At 43.6% G+C, this 26668-nt stretch carries 32 protein-coding genes; 26 read left to right on the plus strand and 6 right to left on the minus strand.

Going from position 1 to position 26668, the window contains the following annotated elements; translation table 11 throughout:
* Positions 1-68 precede the first annotated feature (68 nt).
* On the plus strand, positions 69-542 hold the full coding sequence (locus HGO97_RS10600) for an acyl-CoA thioesterase (protein ID WP_216241370.1): 474 nt from the start codon (positions 69-71) through the stop codon (positions 540-542).
* On the opposite strand, the gene HGO97_RS10605 is transcribed toward HGO97_RS10600, so the two are convergent.
* The gene (locus HGO97_RS10605) at positions 539-820 is read right to left on the minus strand and encodes a hypothetical protein (protein WP_216241372.1); all 282 of its coding nucleotides are present in this window, start codon (positions 818-820) and stop codon (positions 539-541) included. The two genes, HGO97_RS10600 and HGO97_RS10605, sit on opposite strands and share 4 nt — an antisense overlap.
* Positions 813-1457, minus strand: a complete 645-nt coding sequence (locus HGO97_RS10610) for a hypothetical protein (protein ID WP_216241374.1) — start codon at positions 1455-1457, stop codon at positions 813-815. Before HGO97_RS10610 ends, HGO97_RS10605 begins: the two co-directional genes overlap by 8 nt.
* 152 nt (positions 1458-1609) lie before the next feature.
* Here HGO97_RS10610 and HGO97_RS10615 point away from each other — a divergent pair, with 152 nt between their 5' ends.
* Positions 1610-1756: a hypothetical protein gene (locus HGO97_RS10615; protein ID WP_216241375.1), complete on the plus strand. Its 147-nt coding sequence runs from the start codon at positions 1610-1612 to the stop codon at positions 1754-1756.
* 80 nt (positions 1757-1836) lie between these two features.
* On the opposite strand, the gene HGO97_RS10620 is transcribed toward HGO97_RS10615, so the two are convergent.
* Complete coding sequence (locus tag HGO97_RS10620) at positions 1837-2076, minus strand: chorion class high-cysteine HCB protein 13 (protein ID WP_216241377.1); 240 nt, start codon at positions 2074-2076, stop codon at positions 1837-1839.
* A gap of 179 nt (positions 2077-2255) precedes the next feature.
* Between HGO97_RS10620 and HGO97_RS10625 the strand changes: the two genes are divergently transcribed.
* Entirely contained in the window at positions 2256-3170 is a 915-nt protein-coding gene (locus tag HGO97_RS10625) for a S8 family peptidase (protein ID WP_216241379.1), read from the plus strand.
* Positions 3171-3459: 289 nt separating this feature from the next.
* Here HGO97_RS10625 and HGO97_RS10630 read toward each other — a convergent pair whose 3' ends face one another.
* Positions 3460-4635: a M24 family metallopeptidase gene (locus HGO97_RS10630; RefSeq protein WP_216241381.1), complete on the minus strand. Its 1176-nt coding sequence runs from the start codon at positions 4633-4635 to the stop codon at positions 3460-3462.
* A gap of 241 nt (positions 4636-4876) precedes the next feature.
* Here HGO97_RS10630 and HGO97_RS10635 point away from each other — a divergent pair, with 241 nt between their 5' ends.
* The 12 genes from HGO97_RS10635 to trmD all read left to right on the plus strand — a co-directional run bounded on the left by HGO97_RS10635 (position 4877) and on the right by trmD (position 15557).
* Complete coding sequence (locus HGO97_RS10635; protein WP_216241382.1) at positions 4877-5914, plus strand: LacI family DNA-binding transcriptional regulator; 1038 nt, start codon at positions 4877-4879, stop codon at positions 5912-5914.
* 195 nt (positions 5915-6109) lie between these two features.
* Positions 6110-7309 (plus strand): M24 family metallopeptidase, encoded by a 1200-nt coding sequence (locus tag HGO97_RS10640; protein ID WP_216241384.1) that lies wholly within the window; start codon positions 6110-6112, stop codon positions 7307-7309.
* 28 nt (positions 7310-7337) lie between these two features.
* Positions 7338-8330 carry a sugar ABC transporter substrate-binding protein gene (locus tag HGO97_RS10645; RefSeq protein ID WP_216241386.1) on the plus strand — a complete coding sequence of 331 codons (993 nt, stop codon included), beginning with the start codon at positions 7338-7340 and terminating at the stop codon, positions 8328-8330.
* Between the two features lie 84 nt (positions 8331-8414).
* Positions 8415-9881: a sugar ABC transporter ATP-binding protein gene (locus tag HGO97_RS10650; RefSeq protein ID WP_216241388.1), complete on the plus strand. Its 1467-nt coding sequence runs from the start codon at positions 8415-8417 to the stop codon at positions 9879-9881.
* A 19-nt stretch (positions 9882-9900) separates the two neighbouring features.
* Positions 9901-10866: an ABC transporter permease gene (locus HGO97_RS10655; protein ID WP_216241390.1), complete on the plus strand. Its 966-nt coding sequence runs from the start codon at positions 9901-9903 to the stop codon at positions 10864-10866.
* On the plus strand, positions 10863-11816 hold the full coding sequence (locus HGO97_RS10660; protein ID WP_216241392.1) for an ABC transporter permease: 954 nt from the start codon (positions 10863-10865) through the stop codon (positions 11814-11816). Before HGO97_RS10655 ends, HGO97_RS10660 begins: the two co-directional genes overlap by 4 nt.
* A gap of 65 nt (positions 11817-11881) precedes the next feature.
* Positions 11882-12253 carry a YlxM family DNA-binding protein gene (gene ylxM, locus HGO97_RS10665; RefSeq protein ID WP_216241395.1) on the plus strand — a complete coding sequence of 124 codons (372 nt, stop codon included), beginning with the start codon at positions 11882-11884 and terminating at the stop codon, positions 12251-12253.
* Position 12254: 1 nt separating this feature from the next.
* The gene (gene ffh / locus HGO97_RS10670; protein WP_216241397.1) at positions 12255-13613 is read left to right on the plus strand and encodes a signal recognition particle protein; all 1359 of its coding nucleotides are present in this window, start codon (positions 12255-12257) and stop codon (positions 13611-13613) included.
* A gap of 52 nt (positions 13614-13665) precedes the next feature.
* Complete coding sequence (rpsP, locus tag HGO97_RS10675; RefSeq protein ID WP_009003357.1) at positions 13666-13911, plus strand: 30S ribosomal protein S16; 246 nt, start codon at positions 13666-13668, stop codon at positions 13909-13911.
* 23 nt (positions 13912-13934) lie between these two features.
* Positions 13935-14165 carry a KH domain-containing protein gene (locus HGO97_RS10680; protein ID WP_009003358.1) on the plus strand — a complete coding sequence of 77 codons (231 nt, stop codon included), beginning with the start codon at positions 13935-13937 and terminating at the stop codon, positions 14163-14165.
* A 129-nt stretch (positions 14166-14294) separates the two neighbouring features.
* Complete coding sequence (rimM, locus tag HGO97_RS10685) at positions 14295-14798, plus strand: ribosome maturation factor RimM (protein ID WP_216241400.1); 504 nt, start codon at positions 14295-14297, stop codon at positions 14796-14798.
* 36 nt (positions 14799-14834) lie between these two features.
* On the plus strand, positions 14835-15557 hold the full coding sequence (gene trmD / locus HGO97_RS10690) for a tRNA (guanosine(37)-N1)-methyltransferase TrmD (protein WP_216241402.1): 723 nt from the start codon (positions 14835-14837) through the stop codon (positions 15555-15557).
* A gap of 175 nt (positions 15558-15732) precedes the next feature.
* On the opposite strand, the gene HGO97_RS10695 is transcribed toward trmD, so the two are convergent.
* On the minus strand, positions 15733-16542 hold the full coding sequence (locus tag HGO97_RS10695; protein WP_216241406.1) for a cell envelope integrity protein TolA: 810 nt from the start codon (positions 16540-16542) through the stop codon (positions 15733-15735).
* 16 nt (positions 16543-16558) lie between these two features.
* Positions 16559-17986: a type I glutamate--ammonia ligase gene (gene glnA, locus HGO97_RS10700; protein ID WP_216241408.1), complete on the minus strand. Its 1428-nt coding sequence runs from the start codon at positions 17984-17986 to the stop codon at positions 16559-16561.
* A gap of 338 nt (positions 17987-18324) precedes the next feature.
* Here glnA and HGO97_RS10705 point away from each other — a divergent pair, with 338 nt between their 5' ends.
* From HGO97_RS10705 to HGO97_RS10755, 11 genes are all read left to right on the plus strand, one after another.
* Entirely contained in the window at positions 18325-19068 is a 744-nt protein-coding gene (locus HGO97_RS10705; protein WP_216241411.1) for a YczE/YyaS/YitT family protein, read from the plus strand.
* A gap of 195 nt (positions 19069-19263) precedes the next feature.
* Positions 19264-19611 carry a 50S ribosomal protein L19 gene (rplS, locus tag HGO97_RS10710; protein ID WP_216241413.1) on the plus strand — a complete coding sequence of 116 codons (348 nt, stop codon included), beginning with the start codon at positions 19264-19266 and terminating at the stop codon, positions 19609-19611.
* Between the two features lie 159 nt (positions 19612-19770).
* Entirely contained in the window at positions 19771-20436 is a 666-nt protein-coding gene (gene lepB / locus HGO97_RS10715) for a signal peptidase I (protein ID WP_216241414.1), read from the plus strand.
* Between the two features lie 13 nt (positions 20437-20449).
* Positions 20450-21301: a ribosome biogenesis GTPase YlqF gene (ylqF, locus tag HGO97_RS10720; protein WP_216241416.1), complete on the plus strand. Its 852-nt coding sequence runs from the start codon at positions 20450-20452 to the stop codon at positions 21299-21301.
* Between the two features lie 33 nt (positions 21302-21334).
* Positions 21335-21880 (plus strand): signal peptidase I, encoded by a 546-nt coding sequence (gene lepB, locus HGO97_RS10725; protein WP_216241420.1) that lies wholly within the window; start codon positions 21335-21337, stop codon positions 21878-21880.
* Positions 21873-22637 (plus strand): ribonuclease HII, encoded by a 765-nt coding sequence (locus tag HGO97_RS10730; protein WP_216241422.1) that lies wholly within the window; start codon positions 21873-21875, stop codon positions 22635-22637. Before lepB (HGO97_RS10725) ends, HGO97_RS10730 begins: the two co-directional genes overlap by 8 nt.
* 153 nt (positions 22638-22790) lie before the next feature.
* A complete protein-coding gene (locus HGO97_RS10735) occupies positions 22791-23153 on the plus strand; it encodes a YraN family protein (protein ID WP_216241425.1) in 363 nt (120 codons plus the stop codon).
* A gap of 64 nt (positions 23154-23217) precedes the next feature.
* Complete coding sequence (gene pgeF / locus HGO97_RS10740) at positions 23218-24069, plus strand: peptidoglycan editing factor PgeF (protein ID WP_216241427.1); 852 nt, start codon at positions 23218-23220, stop codon at positions 24067-24069.
* Positions 24070-24150: 81 nt separating this feature from the next.
* The gene (locus tag HGO97_RS10745) at positions 24151-25056 is read left to right on the plus strand and encodes a mechanosensitive ion channel family protein (protein ID WP_216241430.1); all 906 of its coding nucleotides are present in this window, start codon (positions 24151-24153) and stop codon (positions 25054-25056) included.
* A gap of 17 nt (positions 25057-25073) precedes the next feature.
* Entirely contained in the window at positions 25074-26258 is a 1185-nt protein-coding gene (locus tag HGO97_RS10750; RefSeq protein WP_216241432.1) for a metallophosphoesterase, read from the plus strand.
* A 74-nt stretch (positions 26259-26332) separates the two neighbouring features.
* Positions 26333-26560 (plus strand): hypothetical protein, encoded by a 228-nt coding sequence (locus HGO97_RS10755; RefSeq protein WP_216241434.1) that lies wholly within the window; start codon positions 26333-26335, stop codon positions 26558-26560.
* Positions 26561-26668 lie beyond the last annotated feature (108 nt).

Below are 26668 nucleotides of genomic sequence, written 5' to 3' on the forward strand. Positions count from 1 at the left end.
AGCAGGGCGGCTAAGACGCTAGAGCTTTATAAAAAGTTAGCAGTAGGATGCGGATTGGAGTTGTTGTTATGGTTGAAGAAAGAAGAGTTTCAGATTCCAGGGTCGAGACGGTGCACATGGTGCGGCCTAACCATCTGAATGCAGCAGGCCGTCTGTTCGGCGGAATCCTGATGCAGTGGCTGGATGAAGTGGCAGGCCTGGTTGCGAAACGGCATACACATAGTAATGTGATTACAGCCTCTGTTGATAACCTGCGGTTCATCAAGGGGGCTTACCAGAAGGATGTGGTTGTGATCATCGGGAAGGTGACTTATGTGGGGAATACTTCCATGGAGGTCCGGGTGGACACGTATGTGGAGAGTGTAGACGGGATGCGCCGTCCAATCAACCGGGCATACTTTACCATGGTCGCCTTAGATGAGAATGATAAGCCTAGAAAGGCGCCGCGCCTGATCCTGGAGACAGAGGAAGAGCGCGCGGAGTGGGAGGCTGCTAAAAAGAGAAGAGAGATGCGCATCAAGAGAAAAGAAGAAGGCTTTTAACCCTTCTTCTTTAGGAGAGAGCTGACCATATTGATTGTCTGATCAATTTGGGCCTGCTCTTCTTTTGATTTTCCATCTTTTAAGATTTCCAGAATCAGGGAAATCTCTTCACTGGAAAAACGGATTCCTTTTTTGTTGGCGTTGGTAATCAGAGCCAGCATGATCGGAGCCAGGTCCTTGCCGCTCTTTCCAGATGTTTGGGAGGCTGCCATGTGGATCAGCTCCAGTTTCATTGGGTCAATATTCTTCATTGCGGGATGATTCATCCATTCATTCATAATTATCATTTCCTTTCCAATTAAAATCTGTGTCATTACCGGAATTCCATGAATCTGTGCTGGAATCATTCGGACTCGTATCATGAGAGCTCATGTTATGGTCATTCGAATCAGGGGAATCCATGCTGTCATTCCTCTCTCCGTCAGTGTCCATTCCATTTGCAAACATATTGCTGTACATCTGGAACATATTCTGTTGTTCTTCAGTTAACATTCCCATCATCATATCCATCGGGTTAAAGTCTCCAGAAAATAGACCTGACAGACCGCCCATGCCATTGTTTTTCTCGGCCCCTTCTGGACCGTCAAAATGGAGGTCTGAATTACCCTGGAACATTTGAGCCATTTCCATTATATTCATCAAATTTAAAAGTGTGTCTATCGTTTCAGATTCCTTCGCAGGCATATAGGGCCTTACTTCCTGCATGATCTCCAGAAAAGAAGGCGGTGCTTCACTCTGGAATGCCTGGGTATGCAGATCGTTTCCGATAGTCTGAAAAAACGAAATTGCCTCTTTGAGTTCCAGAAATTTGATGAAGACTCCAAGAAATCTCTGATTGGAGGCAGGAGTGTAAGGAAGGAAAAGTTTCATCATATGTAATTGCGGCGGGTTCACCAGTTCATCAAAAGGTGTCATAGGTCTGGGTGGCTGTTTTTCCATAGGCACTCCTGATTATAACGTTGTAAATATATATGTATGAAAGTATGAAAATATGAAGATTTGGAAAGACTAAAATCAAGGTTCCTACATACTATAATAGGGAATGGAAAGGAAATGGTGGTAGAATTATGAAAAGAAAATTAATCATTGACGGGAACGCAGTATATGAGATAGATGAAGAATGTATGTTGAAAAAACGTCTGAGTCAGGATTCAGAGAAGAAACACCAGCAAACGCAGGACAACCAGAACCGCAGCAGCCAGGCGGATTCATAAAAATAAGCCCCGGTACAATTTTTTGTACCGGGGCTGTTCTTCTTGACCATTTGGTATTCAGTCAATTTACGAAGAGATGATTAGCATCCGCAGTTTCCGCCGCATCCGCCACCGAAGTTTCCGCCGCATCCGCCGCAGAATACAAGCAGTAAGATGATCCACAGACAGCTGTCATTGCAGCCACATCCGCATCCATTGTTGCCGCCGCCAAAACCATTTCCACAGCAGCAGAGCAGGATGATGATCCACAGACAAGAAGAGATACCTCCACCATTATTTTCGCATCCACATCCGCAGTTTGTAGCACTTAAATCACTCATGTTAAATCCTCCATATATGTTTGATTACAGTTCATAATATGTAGGGGGTTCCAAATGTGTGAGAAGATTTCCTGAAAAAATAAAAAGATTTTTTGGCTGTTTGATTGGGAGTGCGATATTTCCATTAAATGGTAGATGTGGACAAGGTATTTGAATACCCTATAAAAAAGGGTGTTTCTATGAAAAGGGTAAAACAGACAGTAGAGTATTGGTGCCCGGATATCTTGACAGGGCAGTACCTGGGACAGGGAGTGCGGGCAGCAGTCCTAGATACGGGAATCACTCTGCATCCCGATTTTGACAGCAGGATCATCGGTTTTCGTGATTTTGTTAATCATAGAGAGAAAATATATGATGATGGGACGCATGGCACCCATGTCTGTGGAATACTCGCAGGCAGTGGAAAGCTATCTGGAGGAACTTATGCGGGCATGGCACCGCAGGCGGAAATCCTGATGGGAAAGGTGCTGGACCATACAGGAAATGGATCGGTAGATCATGTTGTGGCCGGAATTGACTGGCTGCTTGATATTCATAAGAAAATGAGGCTTAGAATGGTCAATATTTCCGTTGGAACACAGCCCGGCCTCGAAGAATTCCAAGAAAGACGTTTGCTGGATGCGGTAGAGGCATTATGGGATGAAGGGCTGGTAGTAGTCGTTTCGGCCGGAAATTATGGACCGGGACCAGGGACGGTTGCGGTTCCGGGAACAAGTAAAAAGGTAATTACTGTGGGTGCACTTGGAGATAAGCGAACTATTGTTATGGGAAGAGGCGGCGCTTTAGAATGGAACTATTCTGGAAATGGGCCGACCATGGAGTGTATCGTAAAGCCGGATTTGTCGGCCCCGGGAACGAATATTCTAAGCTGCAACGGAGAATATACCACAAGATGGCAGAAACCATATGTGACCAAGAGCGGGACCTCGATGGCGACCCCCGTCGTGTCGGGTGCAATCGCCTGTCTGCTCTCAAAGTATCCAGACATGACTAATGTAGAGGTGAAGCTGAGGCTTCGGGATACCTGCGTACCCAGAGAGGGAGCAGAGCAGGGGTGGGGGATGCTGCATGTGGGGAGACTGTTAGAAAAATAGTGGCAGAGGCATAGATCCAAACATAACTTTCATTTTTTGAGGGAGAAGTATAAACTAAGCTTTAATCTTTTGGTTAAAGAACAAGAGGTGACCGGCTGTATAGATGCCACAGTTCGGGGCTATAAATACATAGTCCCTTATTGTGACATCTGCGCAAATTAAGATAGTGAGATTGTAGTTTCAGAGATCATAATAAGTTTAATATTATTGTGAAGGCTCCTCCTTAAGAAAGAGCCTTCTGAACATAAGATGGATGATATTAAAAATCTTTGTACCAGGAGTCTTCTTTTTATTCAATATCTGTAGTAATGATCTTATCCATTTCAGGACTGAGAGGTTCACATCCATTTTGAGTAATGACGTAGCCACTTTCGACTCTTGCGCCATACAGCGTCGGATGTCCAAAAAAGCTGACATCAACACAGATGGTCATTCCTGGTACAAGCTCATTTGTTCCGTTCGGTCCGTAGAAGGGGCTTTCCGCCTCCATTAGACCGATGGTGTGAGCAAAGGGGCATACAAGGTAATCAATCAATCCATGTCTGGTAAATAACTCCCGGGCAGGTTTGTCAATCTCTATGCCGCATTTTCCTGGGCGTAGCATTTCTTTTGTAAGCCTTACGGCCTCACGCAGTATATTGAGACTATCTTTTTGTTCTTTAGTATATTCACCAGAGACTGGAATTGTTTCGCCAAAGCAACCGGCATAACCATTGATACGTGGAGCGATTCCTAACATGACCCATTCACCGGCATCGAGTTGTTTGTTAATTGCAGTCGGAACAACAGCATTCGTACGTTTTCCGCTGCCAACAATCGTACCGTATGCAAAACTGTTAGCGCCTGCTTTACGACAGATATATTCACCCTCGGCGGCAATTTCATATTCATATGAGCCGGGAGCAACTTTGCTTTTCATTGCAAGATAGGCTTCATATGTAAGCCCGAAAGCGTTTCTGACATTTTCTATTTCCCATGCTGACTTGAAGGAACGAAGTAGTTCGTATTCGTCGGTAATATCTACTAATTCAACACCCTTAAAACCACTTTCAAATTGTGTAAAGACAGCATGTGGAAGAGTATTCGTGCCGATAACACCTACACGTTTCAGTGTAGTTCCGCCTCTCAGAAGTTCCTCATTGAGCATTTGAAAGCTAATGATCTCAGCATTTGGATATTCTTCGTCAGGAACCATGAAGACTGGGAAGTTGCGCGTCGCTTTGATTGCGCTGTTCATTTTCGCAAAGGGCTCACTCTCAGGTCCACCAAGAAGAAGGGGTTCTCCATTGATTGGAAGCAGTACAGCCCCTTTCTCGAACTGAGGGCACCAGCCAGTGAGATACCATCCATTGGCAATATTTAGCTCATCATAGTAGATGAGGGCGGCATCAAGGTTGTTTTTAATTAGTATTTTCCTGATATTCTCGATGCGTCTTTTAGTTTCAGATTCGTTATAATATGACATGGCTTTCCTCCTAAGTATGAAAGATAGGTTAAATTGATATCTATAAATACCTAAAAGCAAATGTAATCGTTTACAATAGTAATAACATATAGTTTATTAATTGTCAAATAGTTTTTATATAAATCAATAAAAATCACAAAAAAACGAAAAAAATAAGAAAGATATTGACAAAATAAAAGTGAAATGTTAGGTTATAGATAAAGTAAACGATTACAGAACGAAAAGGAATTGGAGAAAAAGGATGTCAATTACATTAAAAGAATTAGCTAAGAAGAATAATTTGTCTGTGGCTACATTCTCGAGAGTATTAAATAATAAAGGCAATGTAAAAGAAGAGACACGCTTACTTGTAGAAGAAGCTTTAAAAGAAGCGGACTATATACCGAATAAAATTGCTAGTTCTCTCAAGAACAATAGTACAAAGACTGTTGGGATTATCATCCCGGATATATGTGAGATGTTTTTCTCTGGAATTATATCAGGCATCGATGCAGAATTGTCTAAGCATGGCTATTCTATTCTTCTGGCAGATTCAAAGGAGAAGTTGGAGAAGGAAGAAAAGTATCTAAATCTGTTCCTTCAGCAGAGAGTAGATGCCTTAGTGTATGCCACCTCTTTTATCAATGACTGTGGGGCCGAGATATATTTAAGGACGGGGATTCCAGTGGTATTTATAGATAATCTCCCTAATAATATTAAGATGCCTTATGACGCTGTACTTACAAATAACCTTGAGGCTGGGCGGATAGGAGCGAAGCATTTGCTGGAACTGGGACATAAAAAGATAGCAGTCATAACTGGAATCGATGCAACCCCGAGCAGTGAAAGACTGAATGGGCTATGTCAGGAATATGCGGCGATGGGGTATTCTATCCCAGATGAGTTGATCACATACGGATATTTCAAAGAAAAAGACGGAGTGGAATGTATGACGAAGCTGTTAGAGCAAAAAGAAAAGCATCCCTTTACTGCAGTTGTTGTTATGCACGAGATGATGGCGGCAGGGGCAATTAAAGTTATTAAAAGTCGTGGACTGAGAATACCAGAGGATATTTCCTTCTTAGGATATGATATTCACGACAGAATGGGGCTTGCAGTCCCTTCCATTACGACAATCAAACAGCCAGAAGAGAAAATCGGCAACATTACTGCAAAATTGCTGCTGGATCGTCTTCAGGCAAAGCAGCAGGAAGGTATTGAGGCAATGAATCGTGAAATCGGGCAAAAGATTCTTTTGGATCCGATTTTTGAAAAGTGTGAAAGCTGCATAGCTATCTGACAGAGAGGGCTATGCAGAAATGCTCCTTTCAGAGGAGAAAAAAGTTTGAGATAAGTGTGTAAATAAAAATAAGAAAGGAGGAATAATGGTAAAAATGTAATCGATTACATTTAGGGCCATAAAGCAAATTGTAAATCGTTTGTAGCTGTTATATTAGTTGATGTCTGGGGGTAGACCAAGAATCGGACGTCTTGTATGGGAAGGAGGAGATCTCATATCGGATACTATAACTTAAAAGAAACGAAGGAACGGATCAGCAAAGTTCAGGAGCTTTTAAAAGAACGAAACTTACAGGCGGCTTTGATTTACTACAATGCAGCAAATATTGCGAATGAATGGTATATTACGGGCTGGTTTCCTCAATTTGAGGATGGGATACTGCTGATTCCGGTAACGGGAGAGGCAATGATATTAGGTGGTGCGGAGAGTGAAGAATTTGCACATATTGATTCAGCTGTTAAAGAGACAAGAAATTTTAGTCTGTTCATGCAGCCTGGGCTTGAATTCTTCCATTCTAAGATGTATGACTTTCACGCGTTATTAAGGGAATTGAGTGAAAAGGGAATTCAACTAAAGAGAATCGGGGTGGTAGGGCTTAACAGCATGCCTTCAGGTCTTTATAAGGTGTTCATGGAAGAATTTAAAGAATGCAAGGTGGAAAATATTACCACTGGATTCGAAAAGCTGAGACTTGTAAAATCAGAATGGGAGAGAGCGTGTATTAAACAGGCGGGAAGGCTTGCAGAAGAAGCCTACTTTGAAATGTTGGGCGTAATTAAATCAGGTGTATATGAATATGAGGTGGCCGCAGCAGGAGAATCTGTGGCACGTACGAGAGGCGCAAGTGGATTTGGGTTTTCCACAATTATTGCATCGGGAGAGAGAATCAATGCGATTGTACCGACTGCATCTAATGTAAAGAGGTTAAAAGACAAAGAGATGATTATCATGGGAATAGCGCCCCAGTGGAATGGGTATACAGGGACAGTAGGTGACACAGTCCCGGTAAATGGCACATATACAGATGAGCAACGTTCTCTGATGAACCATCTTCGGGAAGCCTTTCGGCTTTGCAGGGATGCACTCAAACCGGGGAGAACAGTTGCACAGGTAGATCAACCAGGAATGGATTACTTGAGAAGAAAAGGCTATGGAGAGCATCTTGTATGTCAGTTTACACATTCTACTGGTCTGATGGAATGTGAAGGGGTATACTATCTCAACCCTAATAGTGATACCGTTCTTGAGCCGGGAATGGCAGTTAATTTAGATGTGAGCCTGTTTGGGCTCCCTACTTATTACGGAGCACGTTTAGAAGCCGGATATTTTGTGACAGAGAAGGGGGTTGAGCCGATTTCAGAAAAGTTTGATGAGCTTTTTACAGCAGAAATTTAGGTGAAACCAGTGGGAAAGGAGAAAAGTTATGAAAAGGAGAAAGAGTCAGTTTGTGGTTGTTTTGTTGTGTATAGCGGCTTTGTTACTTACCGCATGCAACAGTTCCACGAAAGGCAGTGAAGATTCAGGCAATTCGGGAGAGAAGAAGAGTTCCGATGAAAAATTGAATATTTTCTATACAAATGCAATTCTAACAGCCCCTTATTGTGCAGTACAGCAAAAAGCAATGCAGAAATATGCAGATGAAAATAATATCAATCTGCAGTCTGTAGACGGCAAAGAGGATGCACAGACGCAACTGGATCAGATAAAGAATGCAGTAACACAGGGCGTAGATGGAATTATCTATTTCCCTGGCGATCAGGCATCTACAATTCCAGTTGTTCGATATTTGGATGAAAGCGGTGTTCCATTTATTGTCTTAAATTCTAAAGTTGATGAATCTGTAGAAGAACTGGTGCCATCATATGTGGGATCTGATTATGAGGCAATGGGAGAGATTGCTGGTGAGATCGCGGCAGATATCTTAGGTGAGGAAGGTGGAAATATTGCTATTATCAATGGCCTTCTTGGGACAGAAGTACAGCTTTCCACTTATGAAGGATTTCAGAAAATAATCAGTCAAAATCCAAAAATAAAAATATTAGCGGAACAGGCTGCTGACTGGGATACAGCGAAGGCTATGACTGTTATGGAGGATTACCTGACTACATTTGGCGATGAAATAGATCTTGTATTTGCAATGGATTCAGGTATGACAAAGGGTGCAGCATCGGCAATGCAGGATGCAGGTGTTTATGGAGATATTCCTGTTGTAACAAGTGATCAAGGGCAGTTCGTATTGGATGCAATTGCAGCAGGCGATATTAAAGGAACCGCAAAGCAGGACCCACAGGAAGAGGGAGAACTTGCGCTGCAGACGCTCGTGAGGCTGATTCATGGCGAAGAAGTAGAAAAATGGGTAAAACTTCCTACAGAAATTATTGATAAGGAAAATGTTGACCAGTTTGTAGGATACTAAAAGTAAATAAGGAGTGCCCGATAGTGAGGCACTCCTGACCATTGACAAAAGAGGTGAAACAGTTTGTGCGAGTTTGCATTAGAAATGTTAGGAATTACAAAAGAGTTTCCTGGGGTTAAGGCTTTGAATAATGTTACACTACGAGTGAAAAAAGGTACAATCCATGCAATTGTAGGGGAAAATGGTGCTGGCAAATCGACGTTGATGAAAGTACTAAATGGCGTATATCAAGCCGAATCGGGAGAGATTTTAATCGCAGGGAAAAAGGTCAGCATTACGGATATCAATAAGGCACAGAATTTAGGAATCAGCCTGATTTTTCAAGAGACTAATATGATTCCACAGCTTTCTGTTACAGAAAATTTTTTCTTAGGACATGTGAAGTGTAAAAAGGGAGGCGTCGTTGATTGGCAGGGCATGCAGGAGGCTGTGAAAAAGGTTTTCGACGAACTCGGGTATACCATCAATCCAAGATGTTTGGTATCAGAAATCAGTGCTGCAGAGAAACAGATGGTCGAGATAGCTAGGGCAATATCTAAGAATGCAGATATCATTGTCATGGATGAACCAACTTCATCCCTTACCTCAGATGAGACAGAACGGTTGTTAGATATTGTTAGAAAATTGAAAACACAGGGCAAGACGATTATCTATATTTCACATAAATTGGAAGAGATTTTTGCAATTAGTGATATGATTTCGGTTCAGCGGGATGGGGAGATCATTGATACAAAGCCGGCTAGCGAGATGACAACAGAAGAAGTAATTGAGAAAATGGTAGGTAGAAGCGTGCAGACAGAATATCCTGTCAGAAACACAACACCTGGCGAGGTAATATTAAAAGTCGAAAGTGTATCCAGAAAAAAACTCGTTCAGGATGTTAGCTTAGAACTTCACAAGGGAGAGGTGCTTGGGTTAGCAGGGCTGGTAGGAGCTGGACGGACTGAATTTGCTGAGACAATTTTTGGAGCAGCTAAGATGACAGAAGGAACCATTTTGATTCATGGGAAAGCAGTGAAAATACGCAATACCAAAGCTGCCACTCGCGCGTCTATCGGCATGTTGACAGAAGATCGGAAGGAAACGGGGCTTGCGCTTAAGGCGAGCATCAAACATAACATAGTAATTTCAAATTTAAAGGGAATATGCAGTGCTGGATTTTGGACGAATAGTAAAAAGGAAAATGATGCAGCAAAGAAATATATCGGACAACTAAAAATACAGACACCTTCTGTCAATCAGACTGCAGTCAATCTTTCGGGAGGAAATCAGCAGAAAGTAATTATTGCTAAATGGCTGTTTTCTGATGTAGATATCCTTATTATGGATGAACCAACAAGAGGAATTGATGTTGGGGCAAAATATGAGATATACTGTTTGATTAATGAATTGGTCGCACAAGGAAAATCAATTATACTGATTTCTTCAGAGCTGCCGGAATTAATCGGGATGTCGGATCGTGTCATCATTATGCATGAGGGCAGGCAAAAGGGCGAGCTGTCGAAAGCAGAAATGACGCCAGAAGCGATTATGCGGCTGGCAGTCAGTTGAGGAAGGGGCGATGGGGAAGATGAAGAAAAATAAAATCAGTTATCTCTTATTAGATTATGGCCTTTTGCTAGCACTGCTTTTGATTATTGTTGTAGTATCCTTTATTTCTGAAAATTTTTTTAGCACGAATAATATGTTGAATATCCTGCGCCAAGTCTCTGTAACAGGAGTGATGGCACTGGGAGTATCTATTGTAATCATAGCAGGGCATATGGACCTGTCGATTGGATCTATCCTATCTCTTTCAGGAGTTGTAGTTATGACAATGGTCAACGATTACAGTATGGATGGAGTAGGCGTGCTCATGGCGCTGGGGGCTGGGGCAGCAGTTGGTCTGATAAATGGAGTCATTATTGCAGCAATTACTGGAAAAAAAGCGAGAACAGGAGAAAGTTTTATTATTACATATGGTATGCAGACCGCGATTGCAGCATTTACGCTTTTGGTTACGAATGGTGTTTATATTAATGGAAAAGGGGGCGGTTTCCACAGCCAGATTGGAAAAGGAATGTGGCCCATAATCATTTTTGTTGGGATGGCAATCGTGTTCTATTTGTTGATGAATAAGACTCCTTTTGGAAGAACAATCTATTTTATTGGAAATAACGAGCCTGCCGCAAGAATGTCAGGTGTGAATGTAAAGTTTTATACCGTGGCAATTTTTGTGATTGCCGGATTTTGTGCTGGTTTGGCAGGCGTCATTCTCTCATCAAGGGTAAATGCTGCATCGAGTACAGCAGGTAATGGTATGGAACTAGATGCTATCGCAGCTGTGGTCGTAGGCGGTACAGCACTGACAGGAGGTAAGGGTGGAATTGGCAGGACAGTATTAGGTGTAGTTGTTTTAGGCGTTTTGCAGAATGCATTACATATTCTAAATGTGACAACATACCCACAGATGATTATCCGGGGATCGATAATCGTCCTTGCAGTACTGTTCGATGTGCTTGCAGGCAAGATAAAAGAAAAGGGAGGAAAAGTATGATGAGAACAGCAGAAAAAAGAATTAAATTCCAGCCGTCAAAGTATATTGTTCTTTTCCTTCTGATTTTTTTGACAATTTTGATGACAATCATGCTGGATAATTTTTTTACATTCAACAATATTAAAAATATTTTTGCAAGCTTTTCTGTATATGGAGTGACGACCATTGCTATGACTTATGCAATTATCTGTGCGGAATTCGATTTGTCAGTCGGCTCCATAATGGCTTTTACATCTCTGGTATTCGCAAATCTGGCAAATTCAACAAATCTTGTAACAGCAATTATTGTCAGCCTGCTTGTAGGACTTATGTTCGGAGCTTTGAATGGAGTTATTGTTGCAGTCGGTAAAGTTTCATCATTTGTTGCCACCTTGGGTACACAGATTGCAATTAAGGGGCTTGCTCTCTACTACACAGACGGATATCAGGTACCAATCTACAGTACAACTGCATATAAGATGGGGAATGGAGAACTGCTTGGGATTCCATATTTAGTTTTATTCTTTTTCTTAATGCTGTCCCTTGCATGGTATGTGCTGAAGTATACTAGATTTGGGAGAAATCTATATGCAGTCGGCGGCAACTATGATATGGCAAAGCTGGCAGGGATCAAATCCTGGTTCTATAAGTTTATGATTTTTGTGATTCTTGGGTTCTGTGCATCAATATCAGGAATTATGATTGCTTGCCGAGTTGCATCAGGGAATGCACTGCATGGTGCAGATTTAACGATGACAGCGGTTGCGGCAGTGGTCGTAGGAGGTACAAGCTTAAATGGAGGCAGCGGAGGTGTCTGGAGGACTCTGGCAGGACTTCTCGTAATTTATCTACTGTTTAATGCATTGACACTTCTAGGTCTTTCTGCATATTGGCAGCAATTCCTAAAAGGATTGATTGTAATTATTGTAATAGTAGCAGATGCTTTGATTCAAAGACATAAAGAAGATTAAATAAGAAAGTCAGTAAAAAAGCGGGTGTCAAGAAAAAATACTTGACACCTGCTTTTTTATCGTGTATGATAGCTAAGGTGATTGATGTGAATGAGATTTTAGAACAGGCGTTATTATATGATTTTTATGGTGAACTTCTCACAGATCACCAGAAGGATATTTACGAGCAATTCGTACTTGAGGATTTATCTTTGAGTGAGATTGCACAGGATGCAGGAATTTCAAGGCAAGGCGTACACGACCTGGTCAAGCGCTGCCAGAAGATTCTGGAGGGATATGAAGCTAAGCTGCACCTGGTAGAAAAGTTCCTTTCAATTAAGGAAAAGGTCCATGAGATTGATGGTGCTTTGGATTCTTATGAGAAGCAAGGACTGGAACCGGAAGAGATGGTTGAGAGAATCCGGAAGATTTCGGATACGATAATAGAGGAGTTATAGAATGGCATTTGACAGTTTAACTGAGAAGCTTCAGAACGTATTTAAGAACCTCCGCAGCAAAGGGCGGCTTACGGAAGATGATGTAAAGACAGCTTTGAAAGAAGTCAAGATGGCTTTGTTGGAGGCGGATGTCAATTTCAAAGTCGTAAAGGGATTCATCAAGAGTGTACAGGAACGTGCGGTCGGACAGGATGTCATGAACGGTCTGAATCCGGGACAGATGGTCATTAAGATTGTAAATGAAGAGCTGGTCAACCTGATGGGCTCAGAGACAACTGAGATCCAGCTGCAACCGGGAAGTGCGATCACGGTCATCATGATGGCAGGTCTCCAGGGCGCAGGTAAGACGACTACGACGGCAAAGCTGGCCGGGAAGTTCAAGTTAAAAGGTAAGAAACCACTGCTTGTGGCGTGTGATGTTTACAGACCCGCGGCAATCAAGCAGTTACAGATAAATGGAGAGAAGCAGGGCGTGGAAGTATTTTCCATGGGTGATAAGAATAAGCCTGCTGATATCGCAAAGGCGGCCTTAGAGCACGCAAAGAAGAATGGCAATAACATCGTGATCCTGGATACTGCCGGACGTCTTCATATCGATGAAGATATGATGGGAGAGTTACAGGAAATCAAAGAGGCGGTAGACGTGCATCAGACTATCCTTGTCGTGGATGCCATGACCGGACAGGATGCAGTCAATGTTGCCGGAAACTTCAATGATAAGATCGGCATAGACGGTGTGATCGTGACGAAGTTAGACGGTGATACAAGAGGTGGTGCAGCGCTTTCTATCAAGGCGGTGACCGGCAGACCGATTCTCTATGTAGGTATGGGAGAAAAACTTTCCGACTTGGAACAGTTTTATCCAGATAGAATGGCTTCCCGTATTTTAGGTATGGGGGATGTCCTGACCCTGATTGAAAAAGCAGGGGCTGAGATGGACGAAGAAAAAGCCAGACAGATGACGCAGAAGATGAAGAAGGCCCAGTTTGATTTTGAGGATTATCTGGAGAGTATGAACCAGATGAAGAAGATGGGCGGTCTGTCAAGCGTTATGAGCATGATGCCGGGGCTCGGCGGCATGGGCGGCGGTAAGATGCCCGACCTCGATAACGAGGAGAACGAGAAGAGGATGGCAAGGATGGAGGCAATCATCTATTCTATGACACCGGATGAGAGACGTAATCCTGATCTACTTAATCCATCCAGAAAACACCGGATCGCCAGGGGCGCCGGAGTGGATATTGCGGAAGTCAACCGCATGGTCAAGCAGTTCAATGAGGCCAAGAAGATGATGAAGAAGCTTCCTGGTATGATGGGCGGCAGAGGTGGTAAGAAAGGTAAGTTCAAGCTTCCTTTTTAACACATAAATCTAACAACAAAAAAGAAAAAATATTAAGAAGAGGTGAAAGAAAATGGCAGTTAAAATCAGATTAAAAAGAATGGGACAGAAGAAGGCTCCTTTCTATAGAATCGTAGTTGCAGATTCAAGATCTCCTAGAGATGGAAAATTTATCGAGGAAATCGGAACATATGATCCGAACCTGGAGCCAAGCGGAATCAAAGTAGACGAGGAAGCAGCTAAGAAGTGGTTGAACAACGGAGCTCAGCCTACAGAAGTTGTAGGTAAAATCTTAAAAGCAGCAGGTATTGAAAAATAAGCTGTTCCGCGGAGGTAGCTTAAATGAAAGAATTAGTTGAAGTCATTGCGAAAGCATTAGTAGACGATCCGGACAGCGTTGTTGTTTCTGAGAGACAGGACGGCAGGACTACGGTGATCGAGGTACGTGTCGCTGACGGCGATATGGGCAAGGTCATCGGAAAACAGGGACGTATTGCCAAGGCAATCCGTTCTGTAGTTAAGGCAGCTGCTGCCAAGGAAGATAAGAGAGTTGTTGTTGACATCGTGCAATAGCAGAGAGTATAAGGGACAGCCTTCATGCATTATCAGCATAAAGTGACTGCCCCTTTCCTTTTGAGTAACCATTTTTTTATGAGATAGGAAAAGAACATATTCTATTGACAGATAGGGAGATATAGTGGTATGGAACAATACTTACAGGTAGGAGTCATTTCATCGACTCACGGGATCAAAGGCGAGGTCAAGGTATTCCCGACCACGGATGATCCGACAAGATATAAGGTTTTAAAGAATGTCATACTGGATACTGGAAAAGAACGGATTCCTCTGGAAATTCAGGGCGTGAAGTTTTTCAAGCAGTTTGTAATCGTGAAGTTCAAGGGAATCGATAATATAAATGATATTGAAATGTATAAAGGCAAGAGTCTTCTCGTATCACGCGAGAATGCATCACCGCTGGAGGAGGATGAATACTATATTGCTGATTTGATCGGGATGAGGGTATTCACAGAGGATGGTGAGTTTGGGATTCTTAAGGATGTGATCGAGACGGGGGCAAATGAAGTGTATGTGGTGGATTCAAAGGAGCATGGTGAGGTATTGATTCCGGCGATTCACGATTGCGTCCTGGATGTCAACGTAGAGGAGCAGACCATGAAGGTGCATCTGCTGGACGGGCTATTATAAAAATGAATCTGTAATGAAAGTAAAGGCAGGAGAAACATGAATTTTCATATTTTAACCCTATTTCCGGATATGGTGATGGATGGGCTGAATACGAGTATTATCGGACGTGCAGTGAACAATGGCCTGCTATCGATTGAAGCAGTCAATATCCGGGATTATGCATTTAACAAACATCAGAGTGTGGATGATTACCCATATGGCGGGGGCGCAGGGATGCTGATGCAGGCTGAACCAGTATACCAGGCATATGAGGCTGTGGCAGGGAAGCTCGGGAAAAAACCGAGGCTTGTCTATCTTTCACCACAGGGACAGACCTTTAATCAGCAGATGGCTGAGGAATTGGCACAGGAAGAGGAATTGATTCTGTTGTGCGGACATTATGAGGGGATTGATGAGAGAGTTCTGGAGGAGATTGTGACGGATTATGTATCAATCGGGGACTATGTGCTGACCGGGGGAGAACTTCCGGCGATGGTCATGGTGGACGCGATCTCCCGGCTTGTGCCAGGGGTGCTCCATAATGATGTGTCTGCGGAGTTTGAATCCTTTCAGGATAATCTGTTGGAATATCCCCAGTATTCCCGACCAGAAGTATGGCATGATAAGAGTGTGCCAAAGGTACTGCTTTCTGGACATCACGCCAATATAGAAAAGTGGCGCAGGGAACAGTCTATTCTACGTACAAAAAAACGGCGGCCAGATCTGCTTGAGAAATGCGAACTAACGGAAGCGGAAAAGAAGTGGCTGGAGTCACAATAAAAGAAAAACAGCCTGCCTTTATGGCTGGGATAAAAAGACGCTGTTGTAAAATGAAGGATTCCTACGGAATATAGTTCGGTGAGATGAACTATATTCCGTAGGAAAAATTTATTTTACAACAGCGTCTTATTTTACAACGGTGTCTTTTATCTAATAGAAAGAAGGGTTATCCATATCAGCCTTCTCCTCCACAGTACAAGCATTTTTCATATCCAGTTCCGTGGCAGTGCCGGCAGCGTACGAGAACCTCCTGTCCACTGCTGCCTCCAGTTCCATAGGTAGGAACAGATTGATACTCTGTGCGTGAACCTGCCCCATCACAAAATGGGCACTTGCTTCTTCCTGTGCCATTGCAGAACCGACAGCGCTCCTTCGTCCGCTCTGGTATGGAAGGTGTGACAGGAACAAGGGAATAGGAGGAACCGGATGCACTGCCTTGTGCTCCAGATACATCTGTGGAAGCTCCTGTGCCGGAAGAGGTCGATGCAGAGGAAGCAGGAATCATTCCTGTTCCTTGGCACAAATCGCAGGTATGCTTTCCGCTTCCATTACAGTATTGACAAGTTTGATTGGTTGAACTGTCTATGCCGGAGCCATCGCAGGGACCACATTGGTTGAAAAAGCCAGATCCTGAACAATCTGTACAGGGAATCATAGGTTCTGTTTCCTGTTCCTTGGCATTATTAGAGGCACTTTCAGCAGATGAAGCATCATCAGTGGTGCTTTCTACTGGTTTTGCCTCCCCTTTTTCCTTGGCTTTTTCAGCTTCCTCATCGGCCTTCTTTTTTGCGTCCTCCTCCTTTTGCTTTTCCATTTCTTCCAATTCTTTTTTTAGCCTATCGTTCTCCTCTTTCAGCTCTTTGCTGTCTTCCTTTAGCTCTTGGATATCTGCTTCAACATCCTGTGACTCGCTTTTTTTCTGACAGCCACTCAATGCTGTACATGTCAGAAAGAGACAGAGAAGAATTATTTTTGCACGTTTCATAAACAGGCCCCCAGATTTATAAATCGTAATATTTTTCGAATTCGGCCGGATGTGGTATCTGTGAAATCTCAAGGCTTTCCTTACGTTTTCGTTCCAGCCAGATTTCAATCAGCCTTTCAGGGAACACGCCGCCGGCTGTCAGATAATCATGATCGGCCTCCAGGGCGTCCAATGCCTCATCCAATGTCCTCGGAAGAGATTGAATCTTAGCCTTCTCATCTTCAGGCAGGTCGAACAGGTTACAGTCATAAGGTCCCCAGCCATTTGCAGATGGATCAATCTTATTCTTGATTCCATCCAGTCCTGCCATCAGAATTGCGGCGTAAGCGTAGTAAGGATTGGCTGTGGCGTCCGGATTTCTCAGTTCAAAACGTTTGGCTGCCGGTGATTTTGCATAAGCTGGAATACGGATGACAGCACTGCGGTTGGAGGTTGCATAACCGATTGTGACAGGTGCCTCGTATCCCGGTACAAGCCGTTTGAATGAGTTGGTGGATGGGTTCGTAAATGCGCATAAGGAAGGCACATGCTTTAACAGTCCACCGATAAAATAATGAGCAGTCTGACTCAGCCCGGAATACCCATTCTCGTCATAAAAAATAGGTTCACCATCTTTCATTAACAGCATATGTACATGCATTCCATTTCCGGCTTCTTTATAGATCGGCTTCGGCATGAAGGTGGCAGTCTTGCCTTCTTGTACAGCGGCATTCCTGATAATGTATTTGATGATCATCGTCTTATCAGCCATATCGACCATATCGCCCAATTCTACTTCGATCTCCATTTGCCCGGAACCACCTACCTCGTGATGATGATATTTGACATCGATTCCCCAGTCTTCCATGTACATACACATCTTGCTTCTTAAGCTGTAAGCGATATCATGCGGTGCTGCGATGTGATAACCTCCGCCTTTCGGTACCTGGAAGCCTGCGTTTCCTGGTCCTTCCTTGCCGCTGTTCCAGGATGCTTGTCTGGTATCTACGGTGAAAGCGGTCTTCTGAGGGTCTACCATGAAGCTTACATTATCAAAAAGGTGAAACTCAAATTCTGGTCCGATCAGCATCTCGTCTGCAATCCCCTCTGCCTTCATATATTCCATGGCCCGCAGACTGACATTCCGTGGATACTGGTCAAAGGGGGTGTTCTCCTTTCCGATTACACACACGTTGCCGCACATCGTGAGCGTCGGAATCTCTGTAAAAGGATCTACGACGGCAGTAGCCGGGTCAGGGATAAATACCATATCACTCTTCTCAACAGGAGCATATCCATAATTAGAGCCGTCAAATCCAATTCCATATACAAAAATATCATCGTTGAACCGCTCTACCGGAATCGTAATATGGCGCCATCTTCCATCCAAATCCGTCATTTTGAAATCAATCATTCTGATTCCTTCTTCTTCGCATAACTCTCTGATATCCGTACTGTTATACATGCTATACCTCCAATGCATTATTTTTGCGGCCTGACGACATCCGGGGCGATGCAGGATGTCTTAGGTTTTATGCCGTTCCAGGCTGTTAGTTCCATTTTAACACAGATTGGAAAAATAAGTATTAGCAGAATAGAAAAAATATGTTAATATTGTGAAGGATAGTTACTGTTCGCTCGCAAGCTTGACACATGCTGTCAAGCTATGCGCCAGAGCTAACAGTAGCAAAGGACAAGCTGCACCGCGGCGACAGACAGCTTTGCTGGCTGTTATTGTACATGTAAATGAAGCAGGCTGTGAACAGCAGCAAAGGATAAAAAGAGGAGGAAATGCATTACTTTATGGGGAAAACATATTTATATAGAGGAGGATTTTACCTGACAGGACTCTTGATCCTTGCATTGGGAATTACTTTAAATACAAAGACGGGAATGGGGGTATCACCGATCATCTCGGTTTCCTACAGTATCTCTACGATATGGGGCTTGAATTTTGGGAATATGACCTTGGTATTATATGCGTTTTTTGTAGTGATAGAGATGGTACTGCATATAATCAGAAATCAGAAGTATACAAGGAGAGAAGGTGCAGTCCTGGCCCATGCCAATAAAGTGAATTTAAAATGGGTTCTTTTTATGGATATACTGCAGTTTCCACTGAGCCTTGTTTTTACACGTTTCCTGAATCTTTTTTCTGACTGGCTGCCAGATCTTAAGACAGCATACGGTGACAGCTTTGCAGGAAGCTTTACAGGGAGGCTCTTGTTTCTGATCGCAGCAATTGCATTGACAGGAATCGGTGCTGCCATGTCGCTCAATATGAGAGTCATACCGAATCCTGGTGATGGAATCGTACAGGCAATTGCGGATTGTATCGAAAAAGGGGTCGGGTTTACGAAAAATTGTTTTGATATTCTGAACATCACAATTACGCTCACAGTCAGTCTGGTGTTTGCCGGAAAACTGGTTGGAGTAGGAATTGGCACGGTATTGGCAGTGATAGGGGTCGGAAGAGTGATAGCGGTATTCAATCATTTCTGTATGGAAAAGATGGACAATCTAGCAGGGATGGAGCAGGCAGGATAAAATGCTTCATTTCGTGTCATTGATAGGAAAAGCAGAAAATTGTAAAATCTGCTTGAATCTTCCTATAAAGTATGGTAAAATACAACAGTTGTGAAATGAGAAGGGATGGTCCTCTGATGCAAAAACGGTCTTACAGACACTTGATGAGTCTTAAAGCAGGCATTAAGAACGTCTAAATATTAAGGAGGTCACACAATGAACGAGATCATTAGAAAGATTGAAGCAGAGCAGTTAAAGGAAAACGCACCGGAATTTAATGTTGGTGATACAGTAAAAGTATACGCTAAGATTAAAGAGGGTAACCGTGAAAGAATCCAGGTTTTCGAAGGAACAGTTTTAAAGAAACAGGGTGGAAGCACAAGAGCTACTTTCACAGTTAGAAAGAATTCCAACGGAATCGGGGTTGAAAAGACCTGGCCGCTGCACTCACCAAATGTTGAAAGAGTAGAAGTTGTCCGCAGAGGTAAAGTTAGAAGAGCGAAACTGAACTACTTAAGAAATCGTGTTGGTAAGAGAGCTAAGGTTAAAGAATTAGTAAAATAGTAACTATGAGAGGGACAAATACAGAATGTATATTGTCCCTTTTATCTTTCAAGGAGATAAATGTGGTATATTGAACGCAGAATGGGCGAATAAGCCTGCGTTCATATGTAAGCGGCGGATTGAATTGCAAATGTCCGCTGTCTAATATGAGGGAAGTCTATGCAGGATTTAAATTTTCGAAAAAAGCGCAGAAGACAGGCGAGAAGAAAGAAGAAAATGAAAAAGCAGGGGCTTAGGTTCGAGACGAACAGGCCTGGACTGCGTTTCCAAAAGGAGCAGGTAAGGGGACACTTAAAAAAGGCTGCAACTGCTGCAAACTGGGCGTTCCAGATTGCAGTCGTCTGTGTGATCGCATTTGTCCTTGTCTGGTTTTTCGGACAGCGGGTCAGCAATGCAGGGGATTCTATGAAGCCTGTCCTACAGAATGGGGACGTGGTATTAGTGAACCGTCTGATTTATAATGCGAGCAAGCCAAAGCGAGGGGATATTATCGCCTTTAAGCCGAATGGCAATGAGAATACTCACTATTCTATCAAGCGGATCGTGGGTCTGCCGGGTGAGACTGTGCAGATCAAGGATGGAAGCGTATATATTAATGATGTGGAGACACTGGAGCACATTTTTGCAGAGGATATTGAGGAGGCAGGAATCGCAGACGAACCTGTTGTACTCAAAGGGAATGAATATTTCGTTTTAGGGGATAATCATTCAAGCAGTGATGACAGCCGTATGGCTGATATCGGTAATGTGAAGAGAAGAGAAATCTATGGAAAAGTCTGGTTCGTAGCCAGCTTTGGCTCGGATTTCGGTTTTGTGAAAAGATAAAGGAGGAAATTACATGCATTTTCAATGGTACCCGGGTCATATGACGAAGGCCAAACGCATGATGCAGGAAAATATAAAGTTGATCGATCTGGTAATCGAGCTGGTCGATGCCAGGATTCCAATGAGCAGCAGGAATCCAGAGATAGATGAATTGGGAAAGAATAAAGCGAGACTAATTTTGCTCAATAAGTCTGATCTGGCAGAAGACAGATGGAATGATGCCTGGGCGGAATATTTTAAAGAAAAAGGATATTCTGTGCTGAAGGTGAATTCCAGGAAGGGCGGCGGAATCAAGTCCATTCATGGGGTGATTCAAGAGGCCTGCAAAGAGAAGATTGAAAGAGATAGAAAGCGCGGCATCTTGAACCGACCGGTCAGAGCCATGGTAGTGGGAATTCCGAATGTCGGAAAGTCTACATTTATTAATGCGCTGGCTGGAAAGGCATGTACGAAGACTGGCAATAAGCCTGGAGTGACAAAAGGAAAACAGTGGATCAGGCTGAATAAAAATGTAGAGCTGCTAGATACTCCTGGTATTTTGTGGCCTAAATTTGAAGACCAGACGGTAGGGCTTCGTCTTGCATTTATCGGATCGATCAAAGATGAGATTTTAAATACTGAGGAACTCGCTGCGGAGCTGATTGGATTTTTGAAGGTGAAATATCCGGGCGTTCTAAAGGAAAAATATCAGATAGAGGAAGCAGAGGACAATTATGTGTGCCTGAATTCTGTTGCAAAGAGCCGTCACTGCCTTGTGAGAGGGAATGAACTGGATACAGAAAAGGCTGCAAAACTTCTTTTGGATGATTTTAGGAATGGCAGATTGGGAAAAATTACTCTTGAATTTCCCGGAGATTATGCATAAGATAGAAAGAGACACTGGAAAGAAGGATTGGCTATGGAGCAGGAGAGAAGTATAATAAGGGAACTTCTGGGGTGGATTGTATATATACTGATCATCGTGGGATTGACCTACCTGATTGTTACTTTTGTCGGACAGAGGACCCGTGTCAGCGGTTCTTCTATGGAGACGACACTGTCAGATGGAGATAATCTGATAGTAGATAAGATATCCTTCCGTTTCAGGGATCCAAAGAGATATGAGATCATTGTTTTTCCATATCAGTATGAGGAGAATACATTTTATATCAAGCGTATCATCGGTCTGCCGGGAGAGACTGTCCAGGTAATGGATGGAAAGGTCTATATCAATGGGCAGGAATTAGATGAACACTATGGGAATGAGGAAATGCTGGACCCAGGAATCGCACGTGAGCCGATTACTCTGGGTGACGACGAGTATTTTGTGCTGGGCGACAATCGAAACCACAGCGCAGACAGCCGTCAGGATAATGTTGGAGTACTGCATAGAAAGGATTTGCTCGGCAGGGCATGGATTCGTGTCTGGCCGCTCAGTAAATTTGGAGTAATTAAGCATGAGTAACAGTATTAGTGAGATAAAGTGGGAATTTGAGAGGGCTGACCAGGAACAGCTCCATGTCCTGTATGAAAAGTACGGTGAAGATACAAGGAACGGAGTAAAGAACCTGATCATAAGATTTAAGAAGCAGGAAGAGAAACTGAATAAAGAACGTCAGCGTTTAGAACAGATGCGTGAGTATGAGAAGAAATACGCGCATTATACATACATCTGCGGGATCGACGAGGTGGGCAGAGGCCCTCTTGCAGGTCCGGTCGTGGCAGGGGCAGTCATTTTGCCGCATGACTGCGAGATTTTGTATCTGAATGATTCGAAAAAGCTGACAGCAAAGAAGAGGGAAGAATTATATGATGAGATCATGGACAAGGCGATTGCTACCGGGATTGGTATGGTAAGCCCGGCACGCATTGATGAGATCAATATTCTTCAGGCGACGTATGAAGCCATGCGCATTGCAGTGCAGGAGTTAAAGACGGCTCCAGAGCTGCTGCTCAATGATGCGGTGACGATTCCGGGAATCACGATCCGACAGGTACCGATCATAAAAGGGGATGCAAAGAGTATTTCTATTGCAGCGGCGAGCGTGATCGCAAAGGTGACCAGAGACCGGATGATGGCGGATTACGATAAGATACTGCCAGAATATGGATTCGCGGAGAACAAGGGATATGGCTCTGCGGCCCATATTGAGGCTTTGAAAAAATTGGGACCAACACCGATTCATCGGCGTTCATTTATAAAGAACTTTGTATCTGTATAAATTTTGTGGTGTTTTCTGGGTACAGGATGAGTGGCTGTGCCATGAAGGAAGGGATGCAACGGATGGATGTGTCTTGTACATGAGGGCCGGGGCAGGATTTCTGAAAGGGGACAGCCGGTGTTGGCTATTAGGGACAGCAGTCATTGACAGAAAATGAATCAGTTAAAAAAGCAGAATAACAGAAAAGTAGGAACAGATTATGAACAGGCGGTTGGATACTACCTGGAACAGCAGGGTTATCTGATACTGGAATTTAATTACAGGTGTCGTCTTGGAGAGATTGATATGATCGCAGTGGACGGGGAATATCTGGTATTCTGTGAGGTGAAATACCGACAGGATGGGAAGAAAGGAAGTCCCCTGGAAGCTGTGGATGTAAGAAAGCAAAGAACGATTTATCAATGTGCATCCTATTATCTGGCTGTGCAGGGAATCGATGATATGCCCTGCAGATTCGATGTGATAGGAATAGAAGGCGGGCAGATCATGCATATCAAGAATGCTTTTTCGGGATAGGTGTACTTGGGATAAGCATATTGAATATGAGTCGTTCAAATGGCAGGTAATGAAAGGATTTTTTATGAGTTTAGGACTTCATTATAAGAATCAAGAACAGATTTTTAGAGAGATTGAGACGGATACTCCATATTTGGAATATCCGTTGTTTCAAAATACGGGAATTGTGAAGCATGGATTTTCTACGCGCCTCGGCGGGGTCAGTGAAGGGTATTATTCCTCCCTGAATTTGAGCTTTACCCGGGGGGATGATGAGGAAGCAGTCCACGAGAATTTCCGCAGAATTGGGAATGCAATCGGGGTCAGATGTGAGGATATGGTGTTCACACAGCAGACCCATACGACGAATGTCCGTGTGGTGACGAATGAGGACCGGGGAATGGGGATTATGCGGCCCAGAAGTTATACGGATGTGGATGGCCTGGTGACAAATATCCCGGGAATCTGTCTGGTCACATTTTTTGCAGACTGCGTTCCACTTTATTTTGTAGATCCCGTCAAAAAGGTGATTGGACTGAGTCATTCTGGATGGAGAGGCACAGTGGGGAAGATTGGAAAAGTGACCGTAAAGCAGATGGAAGGGCAGTATGGATGCAATCCAGGAGATATTTTGGCGGCGGTAGGGCCGTCCATTTGTCAGGATTGTTATGAGGTAAGCTTAGATGTGATAGAGCAATTTAAAGAGCATTTTGAAGAGAAAGACTGGCCGGATTTATTTTATGGGAAAGAAAACGGAAAGTACCAGTTGAATCTTTGGAAAGCAAACGAGCTGATTTTCCAGGAGGCGGGAATTCAAAAAAGTCATATTGCGGTGACAAATCTTTGTACCCACTGTAATAGTGATTTATTATATTCTCACCGGACAACTGGAGATAAAAGAGGAAATCTGTGTGCATTTCTTGCTTTACGGGAATAATAAAAATACTGATACATCGGACCGCGTCTGTATTTTTGAGATAAGAGTGGGAGATGTCAGCAGAAGAGGAGGTCAAAAGAGATGATTTTTGCGGCAGATGCGTCGGCATCTACAGAATTTAAATCAGCAGAAGAAGTCACTGCGGAAGTGACTCAGGAAGTGAACCGTGTGACGCAGTATTTTCAGGATCATCTTCCAGGCCTGATTGGGTTTGGTATAAAGGTAGTCCTTGCATTAATATTTTTCTTTATCGGGCGTGTAGTGATTCGATGGATACAGAAGATCGTTAAGCATTCTTTGGAAAGGACCAGCGCGGATAAAGGTGTGATTCAGTTTGTGGATTCTCTTTTGAAGTTCAGCTTATATGCACTTCTGATTTTTACCATTGCAACGAAGCTGGGAGTGGAATCCTCCTCCGTGGCAGCCTTGATCGCATCTGGTGGTGTGGCCATTGGTCTGGCTCTGCAGGGGAGTTTGTCTAACTTTGCGGGCGGTGTACTGATCCTGCTTTTAAAACCTTTTGTGGTGGGAGATTATATTATAGAAAATACAGGGAAGAATGAAGGGACAGTCAAGGAAATTCAGATTTTTTATACGAAGCTGTCCACAGTGGATAATAAGACGATTGTGATTCCAAATGGGACTCTGGCGAACAGCAGTCTGACCAATGTGACAGCAAGGCCGGAGCGTCAGTTAGACCTTAAGGTAGGAATCGCGTACCATGCAGACTTAAAGAAAGCTAAGGCCTTAATTGAAGATCTTCTGAACAAGGATGAAGCGGTGATGCAGGATGAGGATATCAAGGTATTTGTTGATTCTCTTGGTGACAGTTCTGTGGTACTGGGCCTGCGTGCCTGGGTCAAGACGGAAGAGTACTGGACGACCAGATGGCGTCTTCTGGAGGAAATCAAGCTGACCTTTGATGAGGAAAATATCGAGATACCTTACAACCAGCTCACTGTGCATATGTATGGGGAAGAGAAGTAAAAGGAGCGCAAAAGAAAATGTTGGCAGTCTACTTATCACCTGTCTATATTTTACTGAATCTGTATATTTTAAGATGGCTGCTGCGGTGGATGAATACCTGCAGCAGCCATTTCCATAGGAAGGGAATCAAGGCCTGCGTCATTGTCGTTTATAGCTTTCTGGCCTTAACTCTGCTGACAGGTTTTTTACTGCCGGGAGGGTGGCTTGGGCGTCTTATGAAGCTGATTGGAAATTACTGGCTGGGTGTGATGCTTTATGCACTTCTGGTGATTGCAGCAGCGGACCTTGTGCGGATGATTCTTAGGAAAATGGCATATCATCGGTTCGCACAGAAGTTAAAGCTTTCTTATGTTGGAGCGGTCTGTGTAATCGTAACGGCAGCCCTGTGTATTGGCGGTGCAGTAAATGCACGCGTGATACGAACGACAGATTATGATGTCACGGTCGACAAACAAGCCGATGGTATACAGAAACTCAAAATCGTACTGACTGCGGATCTACATCTCGGATATAATACAGGATGTCATGAGATGGAACAGATGGTCCGTAAGATCAATGCGCAGAAGCCAGATCTGGTCGTGATTGCGGGAGATATCTTTGATAATGAATATGAGGCGTTGGATCATCCGAAACGTCTGATTTCAATTTTAAAGGGAATCGAAAGCAAGTATGGAGTATATGCCTGCTATGGAAATCATGATATTGAAGAAAAAATATTGGCGGGCTTTACATTCGGCGGGAGACATGAGAAAAAGGAAAGTGATCCAAGGATGGATATATTTCTGGATAAGGCAGGGATTACACTATTACGGGACGAGAAAATCCTGATTGACAATCGTTTCTATCTGTATGGACGGCCGGATCTGCACCGCCCAGGACGTGGAATTGAGGTTCGCAAGAGTGCAAAGGAAGTGACAGACGGCATGGATCAGGAAAAGCCGATTATAGTTCTGGATCATGAACCAAAGGAATTAGAGGAACTATCAGAGGCGGGGGTGGACCTGGATTTAAGCGGGCATACTCATGATGGGCAGATGTTTCCGGGAAATCTTGTGACCCGGCTGATGTGGGAAAATTCCTATGGATATTTGAAAAAGGGAGATATGCATAATATCGTTACCTCAGGCGTGGGTGTTTTTGGCCCTTATATGAGAGTGGGAACAAAAGCGGAAATTTGTGTAGTCAATGTGCAGTTTCAATAGGATATGAAAAGAGGACTGCAACTTTTGAAAGGTCTGTCATATAATAAATCGATAGGGTAAACGGGGGTTAGAAAATGGCTCTTGGCAATATCGGTACAATCTTTCGGCAGGGAAGGATAAGACAGGTCAATAACGCCATTGTAGAAGAGGTTTTTGTGCGGAACAATACATCTGGATCTGTGTTGATCTCTTATGCAGACAGGGCGTCGAATGGAATGACCTTCATTAATTCTCTGCGGCTGAATGTAAACAGAAATACAGTGATCTTCGATGCTGCGGGCAGGCGTCTGCGCATCTCTTGATTATTCCGGGCCTGCGGCCCACCTAGGCCGCAGTTTAGCGCAGTTAGACCGCGCATCAGCTCATTTGATACAATCCGCGTTTCGGCACATGCCGATCGCAGATCAGCC

It is taken from the genome of Faecalicatena faecalis, assembly GCF_012524165.2.
In the GTDB taxonomy this organism is placed as follows: domain Bacteria; phylum Bacillota; class Clostridia; order Lachnospirales; family Lachnospiraceae; genus Faecalicatena_A; species Faecalicatena_A faecalis.